General features: G+C 24.8%; 14 protein-coding genes and 1 other RNA gene. 2 read left to right on the forward strand and 13 right to left on the reverse strand.

Annotation, left to right across the window (positions count from 1 at the left end; all coding sequences use genetic code 11):
• Positions 1-49: 49 nt before the first annotated feature.
• The 6 genes from ACFIJ5_RS14680 to ACFIJ5_RS14705 all read right to left on the reverse strand — a co-directional run bounded on the left by ACFIJ5_RS14680 (position 50) and on the right by ACFIJ5_RS14705 (position 4,500).
• Entirely contained in the window at positions 50-862 is an 813-nt protein-coding gene (locus ACFIJ5_RS14680) for a MerR family transcriptional regulator (RefSeq protein ID WP_379808348.1), read from the reverse strand.
• Between the two features lie 122 nt (positions 863-984).
• Positions 985-1,668 carry a hypothetical protein gene (locus ACFIJ5_RS14685; protein WP_379808349.1) on the reverse strand — a complete coding sequence of 228 codons (684 nt, stop codon included), beginning with the start codon at positions 1,666-1,668 and terminating at the stop codon, positions 985-987.
• Positions 1,652-2,821 carry an ABC transporter permease gene (locus tag ACFIJ5_RS14690; RefSeq protein ID WP_379808351.1) on the reverse strand — a complete coding sequence of 390 codons (1,170 nt, stop codon included), beginning with the start codon at positions 2,819-2,821 and terminating at the stop codon, positions 1,652-1,654. The genes ACFIJ5_RS14685 and ACFIJ5_RS14690 overlap by 17 nt, the downstream gene beginning before the upstream one ends.
• Before the next feature lie 3 nt (positions 2,822-2,824).
• Positions 2,825-3,688, reverse strand: a complete 864-nt coding sequence (locus tag ACFIJ5_RS14695) for an ABC transporter ATP-binding protein (RefSeq protein WP_379808353.1) — start codon at positions 3,686-3,688, stop codon at positions 2,825-2,827.
• Positions 3,685-3,972, reverse strand: a complete 288-nt coding sequence (locus ACFIJ5_RS14700; protein WP_379808355.1) for a hypothetical protein — start codon at positions 3,970-3,972, stop codon at positions 3,685-3,687. The genes ACFIJ5_RS14695 and ACFIJ5_RS14700 overlap by 4 nt, the downstream gene beginning before the upstream one ends.
• Before the next feature lie 3 nt (positions 3,973-3,975).
• Entirely contained in the window at positions 3,976-4,500 is a 525-nt protein-coding gene (locus ACFIJ5_RS14705) for an RNA polymerase sigma factor (RefSeq protein ID WP_379808357.1), read from the reverse strand.
• Between the two features lie 501 nt (positions 4,501-5,001).
• Here ACFIJ5_RS14705 and ACFIJ5_RS14710 point away from each other — a divergent pair.
• Positions 5,002-5,325, forward strand: a complete 324-nt coding sequence (locus ACFIJ5_RS14710) for a hypothetical protein (protein ID WP_379808359.1) — start codon at positions 5,002-5,004, stop codon at positions 5,323-5,325.
• A gap of 187 nt (positions 5,326-5,512) precedes the next feature.
• Complete coding sequence (locus tag ACFIJ5_RS14715) at positions 5,513-8,767, forward strand: SNF2 helicase associated domain-containing protein (RefSeq protein WP_379808361.1); 3,255 nt, start codon at positions 5,513-5,515, stop codon at positions 8,765-8,767.
• 20 nt (positions 8,768-8,787) lie between these two features.
• Here ACFIJ5_RS14715 and ACFIJ5_RS14720 read toward each other — a convergent pair whose 3' ends face one another.
• The 7 genes from ACFIJ5_RS14720 to ssrS all read right to left on the reverse strand — a co-directional run bounded on the left by ACFIJ5_RS14720 (position 8,788) and on the right by ssrS (position 15,408).
• Positions 8,788-9,939, reverse strand: a complete 1,152-nt coding sequence (locus ACFIJ5_RS14720) for a DHHW family protein (protein ID WP_379808363.1) — start codon at positions 9,937-9,939, stop codon at positions 8,788-8,790.
• 14 nt (positions 9,940-9,953) lie between these two features.
• Entirely contained in the window at positions 9,954-11,360 is a 1,407-nt protein-coding gene (locus tag ACFIJ5_RS14725) for an MBOAT family O-acyltransferase (protein WP_379808365.1), read from the reverse strand.
• Positions 11,361-11,404: 44 nt separating this feature from the next.
• Positions 11,405-11,902, reverse strand: coding sequence for a DUF4358 domain-containing protein (locus tag ACFIJ5_RS14730; RefSeq protein WP_379808367.1), 498 nt, complete (start codon positions 11,900-11,902; stop codon positions 11,405-11,407).
• A gap of 47 nt (positions 11,903-11,949) precedes the next feature.
• Positions 11,950-12,828 (reverse strand): GDSL-type esterase/lipase family protein, encoded by an 879-nt coding sequence (locus ACFIJ5_RS14735; protein WP_379808369.1) that lies wholly within the window; start codon positions 12,826-12,828, stop codon positions 11,950-11,952.
• A gap of 550 nt (positions 12,829-13,378) precedes the next feature.
• Positions 13,379-14,173, reverse strand: a complete 795-nt coding sequence (locus ACFIJ5_RS14740) for a Cof-type HAD-IIB family hydrolase (RefSeq protein ID WP_379808371.1) — start codon at positions 14,171-14,173, stop codon at positions 13,379-13,381.
• 165 nt (positions 14,174-14,338) lie between these two features.
• Positions 14,339-14,968: a HutD family protein gene (locus ACFIJ5_RS14745; RefSeq protein ID WP_379808373.1), complete on the reverse strand. Its 630-nt coding sequence runs from the start codon at positions 14,966-14,968 to the stop codon at positions 14,339-14,341.
• A gap of 251 nt (positions 14,969-15,219) precedes the next feature.
• A non-coding RNA gene (gene ssrS, locus ACFIJ5_RS14750) (6S RNA) lies at positions 15,220-15,408 on the reverse strand.
• Positions 15,409-15,415: the final 7 nt, after the last annotated feature.

Raw genomic sequence — 15,415 nt, forward strand, 5'->3', positions numbered from 1 at the left:
CCTCCTGAGAGAGATTATAAAGTCTATACTAAGTATAGAGTCAATAGTTTTAGATTAAAATTTGTAACTCATATAATGAATCTTTACTTCCTGGCTCCATTGTATTAAATAATTCAATTTCTAATACAAGTTTTATAGTTGGAATATTATTTTCTTTAAGATAATTTTTTAATTTACATGCACAAACTTCTCTTTCATTACTGAAATAGGATATACATATAAATTTTCCAGCAGGTATTACTTTGAAATTTATCTCCTTTTCTTCAATATCTTTACCACAAATTGTTGAATAAATACTATCATAACAAATTTTATTATCCTTTAAAAAGAAATCTAAATTAACAAAATACCCTGTTTCACCTTCAAAAATGAGTTCATTATCTTCAACAAATTTATCCATCTGTCTTAATTTTATTTCTACATCTCTTTTTTTATATTTTTCATTCAATATAGTATCCATAGTAATTCTTTTTTTTAATTCTCTAAAATATATTTTATTAATTTTTTTGAGTTGTAAAGAATACTGAATCTTATCTTTTATATTTCCTATAGCAATACTTATATTTTTCAATCTAGTTATTTCTTTTTCTACAACTTTCTCTTGTTTTTCTATAAAAGATAACATTTTAATAATGTCTTTGCTGTGTAATACAGCCTTAAGTTCTTTAAGATGAGCCCCTATATCTTTACAATATTTTATTATATCTAAATATACAAATTGGTCTATTGTATAATATCTATAGTTAGTTTCTTCATCAACATAAGCAGGCTTTAAAAGTCCAAGCTTATCATAATATCTTAAGGCTTGAATTGACACATTGTTAATTTTAGCTGTTTCTCCTATAGAAAAATATTCTTTCATAATTCATCTCCATTCTATTTTATCTTTATTAAAGTTCTAAAAATTTGTTTGTTCAAATGTTTCTTACTCAATATATCATTTTCCTTCGCTAAACAGTATTTTTTACTGCGAAATTTCAATTATTAACTTTTCCTCTTTATAATAACCAAATTAAATACTAACATTACCAACGTTATAAACAGTAATAAATATTTACCATTTTCAAAACTTCCATTAGTCAAACTAAAAAGATATAAATCTTTAGTATACTTTCCGTGATTCATAAACTCCATAAGATAATATGCAAAGGATATTAAATATCCTAATGGTACATTACTACTTAAGTTTGCTGCAGTAAATCCAATCACTCCTAAAAAAGCTGCAGATATCCATGTTCCAAAAGTAATTTCTAAAATTTGAAAACTACTTCCTTGAACTTTAGCCACAGCCATTACTCCTAAAATCATAAAAAACATTAAAATCATTATGCTAATAATACGACTTATAACTATTTTAACATTAGATACTTGTCTACTGTATACTACTTCTTTAATATTATTTCTATTTTCGATATTTGATAAATAAGGTATTAATATTATCCCTATTATGGAAAGATAAAATTCTCCTATCCTAGCAACATTATTATAATCTAATAACTTAAGACTAAATATTAATGGCGCTAGAACAATAAATACTATTGAAACTAAAACATTCAAGTTTACAATTATCTTAAAATTATATTTTAAAATACTAATACATGCCTTTGTATAACTAGCTTTATCAATTTCTTCAAAATTTATTTTTCTTATACTACTTGATGTGTTCACCTACAACACCTCTTTTCTTAGACCATATTAAAGCTGTAATAAAAATCAATAAAATAGAAATAACAATGTAAAATACTCTATTAACAGCTATCCTATTACTGTATCTTATATATTTTGAATACTCTCCAAATCTATTAAATCTTATTACAAATTTACTTAAAGAATAATCTCCTATTAATGGCAGCATAGAAGTTTCCCATAAAATAAATTGTATAGGTATAGCTGCTATTCCATTATTAAAAATAACTGATATTAACATACCTAACGCAACTGTAAAAAGTATTGTTGGTAATATCCACCAAAATGTATATTTGTAAAATGCCATCATATCAATATTGTAATTGTTAGTTTTAGCAATCTTATAAAAAGCTAATGTAGCATGAGTTGCAAATAAAATATATGGTACTAATATAGCTGTACATAAAGCTGCATACTTAGATATTACATAAGTATACGAGGAAACTCTTCTACTACAAATTAACTCCTGCATTTTACTTCTCTTGTCTTTAATAAGTATAAATGCAGCTAAAAATATAGGAAATAAACCTGCTGTAATTCCCATATAATCTGAAAATTCTCTTGCTCCTGCATTTGTAATTTTATCTTTTTCAATAAGGTTTTTATACTCTTTAACCGCATCTTCATAGGTTTTTGGTACATTAATCCAGTATTGTCTTTCTTTATCTGAAAATTCAGTAGATCCCCCTAATTTTTCATCTAAATCTCTAATAATAGATAAATACTCATCATATGATACCTTTATTAAACTTTCATCATCATTCTCTAGATACTCATGTGAAGCTATTTTTTCCATAGCTTCTTTTATATATTTCTTTTGGTTATCATCTAATTTTTCTTCTACATTCAATAATACTTTTGTCTTATATACTTTTTCATTATTATAAGCTCTATGCAAATTTAAATACACTTGTCTAATCTCTTTTTTGGGTTCAATTGTATCTTTATATCCATAAGGCGCTGGTTTTTTTTCACTAATTTGTTCTGGGGGTATAGGAGGCTTAAATCCTGCTTCAGTAAAGCTCGATGGTGAAAATTGTGAAAAATAAAAGAGTCCAATTATAACTATTAATACATAAAAAGTAATATTTTTAAATGTATATTTAAGTTCTTTTTTAAATAAATTCCAAAACATATTTTACACCTCCTTCATAAATTTCATATATGCATCTTCTATAGAAGGCTTAACATTTTCAGCATTTTCTAAAGGCTTTTCCTGTGATATAAGTTTTAATCTTATAGAATTTCCTTCTGAAACTGTAGATATAATTGGATATCTATTTCTAACACTATCAAGTTCCTCTCTATCTATGTTAGCTGTCCAAACATATCCTTCAGCATTTTTTAATAATTCTTTAACCCTACCTTTGTATAAAAGATTACCTTTATTCAAAATAGCCAAGTTTTCACAAGTAAATTCTACATCCTCAACAATATGAGTAGATAAAATAACAATTCTTCCTTCTGAAAAATCTCTTAAAAGATTACGAAATCGTATCCTCTCCTCTGGATCTAACCCTGCAGTAGGCTCGTCCACAATTACGACCTTAGGATTATGAATTATAGCCTGGGCAATACCCAATCTTCTTTTCATTCCACCAGATAATGCTTTAACCTTAGTTTTCATATAATTTTCAAGGTTTACTTTTTTAAGTAGATACTTTATTCTCTCATTTCTTAATTTTTTATTTTTCATACCTGATAAAAGTGCTAAATAATCTAATGCTTCATACACAGACATAGTTGGATAAATTGAAAAATCTTGTGGAAGATATCCTATCATTTTTCTTATTTCCTTTTTATTGTTTATATCTATGTTATTTATTTTTATATCTCCTTCAGTTTTTGGTATTAAAGTTGTTAATATTCTCATTAAAGTTGTTTTACCTGCTCCATTAGGTCCTAAAAGTCCAAACATCCCCTCATGAATATCCATATCAATACCATTAATTACTTTCTTATGTCCATACTTCTTTTTTAAATTTTTTATAACAATCTTCATATTTCTATTTCTCTCCCCTCTCTATACTCATAAAAAGTTGCTAATGCACTCATTACAAAAGATATTAATTCTACGTAAATAAATTTAAAATTCACTATTTTAGTAATAGCAATACATGCTATACACATTAGTATTGAAATAACAGTAATCTTTGTATTTTTTATTTTAATTTTTCTCTCATTTTCTTTTACAATTTTTTCTTCAATTTTTAAATATTCTAAATATCTTGTTTTTCCCCAAACACCTTGTAAAAACTTCTTATCTTCAGCACATATATTTTTCAACTTCTATGCCTCCTTTTGAAGTAATATTTTCAATCTTTTTCGTGCTCTATATACTAAGATTTTTATTTGCATTAAGTTCTTTCCCATAATTTTTGCTGCCTCTTTATAACTAAACCCATAAAAATCTATTAAATAAATTACTATTTTGTAATCATATTTAAGTTCATTTATCTTTTCATTAAGCATCTCTTTTTGTTCTTTTTTCAATATTATCTCCTCAACATCTACACTGGAAATCGGTTCAGTAGCTTCATGTAAAAATGTAGTATGTTTTTTTCTTATATAATCAATACTTTTATTTCTTATTATTGTAAATAAATATGTTTTAAATCTATATTTTTCATCGTATCGTTCTTTATAAACATAAATACTTGCAAAACTTTCTTGAGCTATATCTTCTGCTATGTAATAATCATGTACAAAGCTTTGAGAAAAACTTATGGCAGTTTGTCTATATTTTATAACAAGCTTTTCAAAACTTTCTTTATCACCATCCTTAAAGTTTCTTATTAACTTCAAATCCTCCATTTTGCCCCTCCTTAATGCCTGTTGTAAATATATCTTTTTAAAATATTTACACTACTTATTCGAATAAAGTAAAATAAAGTTACACCCATTTTAATTTTTAAATGAAAAAAAGAGCAAACATATATATTTCATAAAAAACTTTCACTTTAGTAAGAAATTATAAATTTATATGGAATAATTTTATATTAGATTTTCATTCACTGAATTTGATTAACTTAAGACCAATAAATTCTTTGAAAAAATTTATAATTTTCTAAATAATAAAAAACGCAATATATACAATACCATTATTACATATAATAGTGTAAACATAAGAATCATACATTTCATTGAAATTAGTCTGAATATTGCAACGATATAGAATTTTTATTATTCAGCGTTCTTCCCATTTAATGTGATATAATATAAATTCGTGAACCAAATACTAAATCAATATACTCTAGTATATAAAACATAGTATAGGTTTAAAATATTATTATATAACTGAAAAGGAGTGATCCTATGAAAAGTTTTCAAACTCTTATAGATGAGACTCTACAATCTCAAGATATAGAAGAATTAGAATCAGCAGCAGATTTATTTCAGTTTGGTATTGAAAAAGGTTATTACACTAAAAGACAAGCAGATGAATTCAATAATACCTATTGGAAAGTAAAGGATAAATATTTAGCCTATGAAGTTTCTAAAGAGATCCACAGAAACACATTAGATATTATTTACATAGTTTCTAATGCACCGGCTACTGTAAAAAACGATAAAAATGAACTCATCCATTATGTAAATGACAGAATTAAAGCACTTAAAGGTAAAATTAAAAAATTCTAATAAAATTCCAATATTATTTTAACCCTGTGAGTATTGATATATTGATTAAAATTTACTCACAGGGTTAATTTTATACAAAAATTTTATATTTTATGTTTAAATTTCTTATTCAATGTTATAATATTCAATATATAAAAGTTGTTTATATATAACTCAACTTTCAACAATAAATAATTGAGGTGTTTAAATGATATTAATCAGTAAAGAAGATATAAAAGATATAACAAATGATATCATATTTAAAAGAGGAGAAAAATATTACAAGAAAGATAAAATTAAACACTTTAATATAGAAACATATAAACATGATTCATTATTTAATGAAATTCATAAAATACATGGCTTAATAGAAGGTTCTAATGGTGAATTATATAATACAACTGTATTAATGAATGGACTCATAGGAATTTCTGATCTATATTGTGACTGTATGTCATTTCACAATTACGCTTCTCCTTGTAAGCATATAATAGCTCTTCTTCTTTATTATATAAACAATGGTGACAAATTTATTAATAATATAGAAAGTACTGAACTTACTAGATTAATAAATGATTTAAAATTAAATTTGTCAGAAGAAACTGCAAAAACTGAACTTGCAATGGATGTAATTTTAACTGTAGATTACTATGATAATACTAGGTCTTATATTGTTGAATTAAAAGTTGGAGAAAAACAAAAATATGTAGTAAGAAACATTAAAGAATTTTTACAAGTAATCCAAAATAAAAGCTATTTAAAATTTGGTAAAAATTTCACATATGATTACTATAAACATAAATTTAATGAAACAGATCAAAAAATAATTAATTTACTAATTGAGTTATATGAACTAGACCAATCTATATTCGATGATTATTATAAATATAAATTAATTAATGGTAAGTATGCTTACTTATCTAATTCTCAATTTAAAAGATTACTACTTTACTTAAAAGATATAGATTTTCAAATTAATATTTTTGGGAAAAAAATAATCAATCCTAAAATTATTACAGAACAAATGCCTTTGACTTTTGCTATGTATGCTGATAGTAAAACCGATAAAATAAAAATTACACAACTCAATAATCTTCCTATACCTATAACAAATTTTGGTGAATTTTTCTTATATGATGGTAATATATATTTCCCTAATGAAGAACAATCTAAATTTTATAAACCTTTTTATGATGCAATTTTACATAAAAAAGAATTAGCCTTTGATAAAGATAACATAAACCAAATCAATAATTGCATACTTCCATCTATGAGAAAAATTACTAAAACAATTAAGATTGATGATAAAATAAAAGATACTATTTGTAATGAACCTTTAAAAACAAGTATCTATTTAGATAAACTTGATGAATATATCACTGCTGATGTGTTATTTGAATACGGTGAAACTAAAATAAATTCTTTAATAAAATCTGAATCTAATACCAAAAAAATTATTGTTAGAAATATAGACAAAGAACAAAATATTTTAGATACACTTAAAAATTTTGGTTTCACTAATACTGAACATCAATATATACTAAAGAAAGAAACTGATATTATAGATTTCTTATATGAAGGTGTAAATAACCTTAATAAAATTTGTGATATTTTTTACTCCGAAAATCTAAAAAAATTTAAAATATATAGTTCATCTAACATTAACTCTTCTATAAGAATCAATGAAAATGATTTGTTAGAATTTTCTTTTAACATAGATGATATTAATAAAAAAGAATTTAAAGATATTTTTGATGCAATAAAAACGAAAAAGAAATACCACAAATTAAAAGATGGAGGATTTATACTTTTAAATTCTTTTGAATTTGCTGATTTTGTTAATACAATTGATTATCTTGGTATAAAAAAATCTGATTTGTCAAAAGATAAGATACTTTTGCCAAAATATAATTCTATTTACTTAAATGAAAAATTTAAAAATAATAAAATTATACAAGTTGAAAAAAACAAGAAATTCAGAGACACCATAAATAATATTAAAGAAATTCCAGAATGTGATTTTAAAGCTCCAGAATATATTGACAATATATTAAGAGGATATCAAAAAATAGGATTTAAATGGTTTAAAACTTTATCAACTTATGGTTTTGGTGGAATACTTGCAGATGAAATGGGTCTTGGTAAAACTATTCAAGCCATAGCCTTTATAGCTTCTCGTGAAAATACATCTAAAGAAAATAAACCTGTATTAGTTGTATGTCCTTCTTCTCTTGTATACAATTGGGAAAGTGAAATACAAAAATTTGCGCCTACTCTAAAAACAGAAGTTATATCTGGCATTAAAGAAATAAGATTAAACAAACTACAAAATGTTCGTAAAAATATTACTAACATTGATGTCTTAATAACCTCTTATCCTTTAATAAGAATGGATATTGATGAATATAAAAACATTGAATTTAGCTACTGTTTTATAGATGAAGCTCAACATATTAAAAATCCTAATTCCCTAACCGCTCAAAGTGTAAAAGAAATTAGAGCTGAAGGATATTTTGCATTAACAGGTACTCCTATTGAAAATACTCTTACAGAACTTTGGTCTATTTTTGATTTTATTATGCCTGGATATTTATTAAGCCATAGCAAATTTAAAAAATTATATGGTATACCTATTACCAAAAATGATGATAAAAAAGCTCTTGATGAACTTAATAAACATATAAAACCATTTATTTTAAGAAGGCGTAAAAAAGATGTAATTAAAGAACTTCCACCTAAAATAGAACATAAAATAGTTATAGATTTATGTGATGAACAAAAAAAACTTTACGCTTCCTATGTATCTAACTTTAAAAAGAAAGTTGAAAAAGAAATAAGTGAAAACGGCTTTAACAATAGTAAAATTAAAATATTATCATTACTTACAAGACTTAGACAATTATGCTGCGATCCTTCAATTTTTATTGAAAATTACAAAGGTGAAAGTTCAAAAATAAATACTCTTTTAGATATATTAGAAAATAGTTTCAATGAAGGTCACAGAGTACTTGTATTTTCGCAGTTTACTTCAATACTTAAAAATATACAAACTAAACTTGATAATAAAAACATAAAATATATGTACTTAGATGGTTCTACAAAAAGTGAAGATAGACTTGATTTAGTAAACAAATTTAATAACGGAAAAACTAATGTATTTTTAATTTCATTAAAAGCAGGAGGAACTGGTTTAAACCTTACTGGTGCAGATACTGTTATACATTTTGATCCTTGGTGGAATCCTGCTGTTGAAGAACAAGCCTCTGATAGAGCCCACAGAATTGGCCAAAATAAATCTGTAGAAGTAATAAAACTCATAACTAAAGGTACAATTGAAGAAAAAATAAATATGCTTCAAGAAAAGAAAAAAAATATTTTTGACAATGTTATGAAAAATTCTTCTGAACAAAATATGCTAGCTAAAATGAATGAAGAAGATATAAAAGAATTATTTAATGTTTAATAACATAAAAACATCGAACTTTAAAAACTAAAGTTCGATGTAATATTTTCATCCTCAAAAAAGGATTTAGCATTATATAAAATTAACATATCATTTATATCATTAGATTTTACTAATTTATTTAAGTTATCAGTATAATACCTAAGGTCTACTACATAGATTTCACTATAATGACCTGTTAAGAAAGGAATAAAACTATTCGCATATGAATCTTTTATTACTAATAATTTTTTTCCATTTTTAATATTAGTAGATATTTTCATAAATGGATGATTACCATTAAAAAATACTGTATACTTATCTTTTTTATTAAGATTATTCATATCATAAAGAGAGTTAGTGGTTTTATTTTCATCATAATATTCTACATTATATTTTTCATTTCCTTTTGGCAAATAGAGTTCAATACTATCAGGTTGTATATTTTTAAATCCACCTTTTGAATATTGAGTACCATAAAAGCTATCTGTAACTTTCTTTACATCAAAATAACTTTCATCATGTGGTGTAATACCTATATCCTCACATATTTTTTTATAAGCATAATATGCTCCCTTAGTTGTCCAATGATGATCTGTTTTATAATATATGTACTCGTCTTTTTTAGAATATAATGTATTATACAAATCTATAAAATTCACACTACTATCCATTGAATTTTTTACTTTATTAATATAAGTAAGTTCATCATCAACAGGTGCATATGGTGGAAGTTTATCTTCTAATACTTTCATAGAATTAGGTACAAGCATAAAATATTTATTAAGATTAGGCGTTGATGCTGCAAAGGAATTAATCACATTTATTTTATCTTTCAATTCCTTTACATCTGATTTTTTAAAATTTTGAAGTAAATAGCCATCTTTGCCTAAATAAACACCATTATTATCCTTTTTTCCAATAGCTACTTCAGCTTCAGACTTAACTCCTATCCATAAATCTCTTAATACAAATTGATCTGAAATATACTTTTCATAGTTTGAAGTAAATTCTCCCTTTAAAATACGTTTTAAAGAAAACTTTGGAGCTTGCTCTAATCTCCTATTTTCTGAATCTGAAAATATTCTTTTTGGAGTTACAATATTAGAAATAAAAATAATACCTATAAATAAAAGAAAAAATATTGCCATAATATATTTATATACCTTGTTATATTTCTGCAAAATAAACACCTCTTTCCCCTTTACTAAAATCTAAAATACAAGAAAGGATTATATGTTTCATTTACTAAATACGCAGTTGAAACAAATACAATTAACATATATATAATAGGAACAACAATAACTCCTATCATCTTTAATTTACTTTGTAAACTTAAAAATACCTTTCTAGGAATAGGTGTTGAACAAAGTATAATAACTATAAATAATAAGGCATTAGTATATAAATAATAAAGTGCACTACCATCAATTAATGAATGTGTACCAAATCCAAACATCACTTTTATGAATGCTAAGCCTTGAGTAATATTATCAAATTCAAACAATACCCATCCAACAATAACAATAAGCATTGTATATACATGTCCTATAAATTTAGGTTTATTATCAAACCATTTTAAAAGGAATGTTTTTTCTATAACTAAAAATACTCCAAAATATAATCCCCAAAAAACAAAATTCCAACTTGCTCCATGCCACAGTCCAGTTGCAAACCATACTATAAATATATTTCTATACTGCTTTAATCTACCTTTTTTATTTCCGCCAAGAGGAATATACACATATTCTCTAAACCAAGAACCTAATGACATGTGCCATCTACGCCAAAATTCCGTTATACTTTTGGAAATATATGGGTAATTGAAATTTTTATTAATATGAAATCCGAACATTTTTCCAAGTCCTATTGCCATATCTGAATATCCACTAAAATCAAAATATATTTGAAAAGTAAATGCAATTATTCCAAGCCATGCAGAAAGTACTGAAAGATTATTCATTGGAAGCGCTTTTACACTACTCCATAAAATTCCTATATTATTTGCAAGAAGCACTTTTTTACCAAGTCCAATTACAAATAACTCCACTCCTTCTCCAAACATGTCCAAACTTTCTTTTCTATTATTAAGCTGTTTTGCAATATCTCCATATTTTACTATAGGTCCTGCAACAAGCTGCGGAAACATAGTTACATAGGCAGCAAAAGATATAATATTCTTTTGCATTTTTACTTTTCCAAGGTATAAATCAATCACATAAGACATGGTTTGAAAAGTATAAAAAGATATACCTACTGGAAGTGGTAATTTTTTAGCAGTTAAACCTAAATTGAAAACAGCATTAATATTATCCACTACAAAACCATAATACTTAAAGAAACAAAGTATACCTAAATTTACAACTATTGAATTTATTAGAACTAAACGAGTAATTGTTTTTCTCTCTTTATATTTGTGTATAAGTAACCCATTTATATAATCAAAAACCGTAGAAAATAACATTATAACTATATATGTAGGTTCGCCCCATGCATAAAATATGAGGCTTGCTACAACTAATATAAAATTTCTTAAAGCTCTAGGCACAATGTAATATGTAAATATGGTTAAAGGTAAAAACACAAAAATAAATATAAGGCTACTAAAAACCAAAGTCTATCCCTCCAAATAAGAAGCTCTATATTCTACTAAATAAATTATTTAAAACAACTATCAAATGTATCTTCTATTTTTTGTGCATTTTTTGATATTGCAAAAAGAATATAGTTACCTTGATTTTTTAGTACATGTTTTTCAACTAAATAATATTCATTTGGAAGATAATCTTTAAAATTCTCACCTTGTTTTTTAACTCTTTTTGATATTTTATCTTTAATGCTATCAACATTATTAGAATCTTTAACCTTCATTACAGCTATTTCATCAGCTTTAATGTTTGTAGATGCAGTATAAACATCAAAACCTTCAAGTTCATCAGAGTTTATACCATATAACTTCTTTAATTTCTCACTATCTGCCTTCCTCATTTCTGATACATCTACAGATTGTCCTATTTTTTTGCTTATTTCTCCTACTGAGGGATTTTTAACTTCTTTTTTAGAACTACCACATCCTGCTAAAGTTCCTAAAGCAAAAATGCTTAAAATCATAGTAATGATAAATCTTTTGTTTATTTTCTTAAAAAATTTTGTCATGTGTGTTCCTCCTCTTCTTTTAGTTAATTGTATTAATATATTAAATTCTATATATTATCTTTTATATAATCTAACCACAGCTTATCAAATTGATATTTCAGATGTATACCATCATATTCATATAAATTATCATTGTTTTTTAATACTGAGGCTATATTTAAATAATTTAAATTTTTATTTCTAACCATGTTCATAATAGCTTTATTGAACTCATTTATTCTTGAATTAGCTAAATTAGGATTTCTTTTTTCAGCCTTTTCTTGAACTGGTAAAATTGATTGAATATATATATTTGAGTTTGGTAATTTTTCTCTTAAACTTTCTACTAATTTCTCATAATTACTTATAAATTCAGTACTATTCATACCTGACGTTAAATCATTTGTTCCAAGTAATATAAAAATATTTTTAGGTTTTAATGCTGATACTTTACTAATTTTTTTGTACGCCTGATTAATTGTCGATCCTTTAACAGCAACAACATGTTTCTCATCTAATATATCGTAAAATGTTATACCCTCCGTAATTGAATCTCCTATGAATACTGAATTCTTAAAAAATTCCTTGTTACTTCTATTTTTATTAGATTTATTATTAGTTTCGTTTTTTTCTTTATTGTTTTCCTTATTAGTTTCTTTAGTAGTTTCTTTTTTATTCAAATCATTGTTTTCCTTACCTGGTATAGAAATATCAATGTTATCATGTTTTTTTTGATTTTCACTGTTTTTCTTTGATGTATCTATTTTTTTATTACTATAATTGTTGGAACTTACTTTAACTGATTTATTTTTAGTATTACTATCTTTTTTCATATATTTTTTTACTGAGGTACCTACAACTACTAAAAGTACAATAAAAATTACTGATGATACAATCAATTTTTTAGGATTTACTAATTTCATTTTTTTGCGTCTATATCTTCTCATACCATACCTCCAACCATATCTCTTATCTTATGTTAAATAAATTCTTATAAAAAATAAAACTTACATATTCTTATGTATTGAATTTACTAACTTTTAAGCTAATAAATTTATACTTTTCTTAATAATAAAAAAATCGTAATTTAATCTATATAAATTATACGAAAACTATTAGTTTTTCATACAAACATCAACATCTATAATTATAAAATATATCTTTTTAAAAAAGGTTAAAAAATGGTTTCATTTATATTAAAAAGAAATATTTTTTTACAACTAGTACATTATATCATCTATTATAAATCTTAGAAAGAATGGAAAAAGAATTTATTATAATTTTTATTATAATAAAAAATGGTATGTATTAATCAAATCAAATTTAATATATAATTCAATTAAAAATATATACGAATTAATCAAAGATTACGTGCTACTCATATTGTGTAACATGCAGTTGGAGAGACTATTTTTTAAAGGTAGATTATTACGTGCTCTTCTTACTAAGCGCACGTAATAAATTATACTAAAAACATGAAAATTCGATCATAAATTATTATAATGATACTGCATATTTATTAATCACATTATATACACCATTATCATTATTGCTTTGTGCAACAAATCTAGCGTGTTTTTTTACATCTTGTGGTGCATTTTCCATAGCATAACTGTAATATGCTTCTCTAAACATAGTTAAATCATTATAATAATCTCCAAAAACCATTGTGTCTCTTTTATGAATGTTAAATTTCTCTTGAAGTATTTTTATTGCACTTCCTTTACTTACTCCTTTGTTCATTATGTCTATCCAGCAATCACCTGATACAACGAATTCAACATTGTCACTTAAATTTTCTTTTAAATATTCAATCATATGCGTTTTTACGCCTTCTTCTACATAGTATGTTACTTTATATACAGGTTCTTTTACTTCATCAAATGATTTTATTACTACTGCTGGAACTCCCCAGAAATTAAATTTATTTAGTATATCTTCTGTAGGATTCACTATATATGCATCGTTAGCTGCTGCTAAAAATAATTCCATTCCTTGCTTACATTTTAAATTTATTATACTTTTTATATCTTTTTCACAAATACAATTGGAATATAAAATTCTTCCATTTTTATTGTATTTTACAAGAGCACCATTGTGTGCAACAAATATCATATCTGTATCTACTTTGTCAAAATTTTTATTTAACTGAGAATAAAATCTTCCACTAGCTGCTGCAAATTTTATACCTCTCTCATTTAAGTTATGAATCATATCATATACTTTGGAATTTATTTTTCCTTGATCATTTACTAAAGTACCATCTAAATCAGTTGCAATTAACTTTATCATATGTATTTTGTTACAAAAACTTGTAAAAAGTTATAAAACAAACTTTTATTTACTAGCTTTCTTGTAACTCCTCCTTTCTGTGTTTTTTAACATCATTGTATATTTGTTAGATTTACTAACTTTAAATCATCACTAAGACTCATATTTATCTGCAAAGTTAAGTTATTAACATATAATACTAGCTCTTATAACAATACTATCTTCCTCACATTTGTTATTAACATTTATTATTAACTCGTCAAACTCATTATACATATTTACAAGTAATATTTCATCTTTACATAAATCTATATTTTCTTTCCCATTAATGATAACACTAACCTTTCCTTTAATACAATAAAAAGCTTCTGTCAAATATTTAAATTTTTTCATTTTAAATTTATTATCATTACAACATATTTTGTACACATCATTATAATACAAATGTGTATAACCTATTTGACCTTCACTGCCTTCTGCCATCATTAAATTGAAATCTCTAACTTTTCCACAACTTTTTGTTATCCACTCTCCACTAAAACTATCCTGTTGAAAAGGTGCCAAATGCTTATTATAATATGCTTCATGCTTAAGAGTAATTTTCCCATCCAAAACCATTATTAATCTCCATATTCCTTTAAGTTCTGTAAAAGTTGATTCTTCTGCTTCAACCTTTGCAGAACTTAATCTCCACTTAAAATTCCTTTCATTATAAGAAGAATCTTTTGGATATATTGCAAGTTCAGTAGTTGTTCCCCCTGTCCAATTACTTGTTTTTTGCTGTTCTTTTTTTATAAGCTCAATATTATATGACATATTACCCCTTCTTTCTATTCATAATTCTATTCTTCTATCTACAAAAATTGAGCATCTTATTATTATTTTATACACAGAAACATAAATATCCTGTTTAAGTATATTATTTCCTTTTGTAAAGTAAACAAAATAAAGGGACAGTTCTCAAATTTTTCAAAAATTCAAAAACTGTCCCTTTTAAGAACAAAAGCACATATTGCATAAAAAAAGAGACACATTGTGTCTCTTATTATTAATCTTATTATATATTTAAATAATCCAAAATACCGTTGCTCCAATTTTGACACCTATCTCTCTGATAGGTGGGTGTTCTCAAAGATGCTTCAACTACCTTGCCACTTCTACGTTGGTCTTATAGATTTCTTTCACATCTAGATTTTGAACTCCCTTTTAAACTCTGTAGGTTCAAAATAAGAGCTTCTCGAATACTTCAGAAAAAAGTCATAT

The sequence above is a fragment of the Haloimpatiens myeolchijeotgali genome (assembly GCF_042688525.2).
In the GTDB taxonomy this organism is placed as follows: domain Bacteria; phylum Bacillota; class Clostridia; order Clostridiales; family Clostridiaceae; genus Haloimpatiens.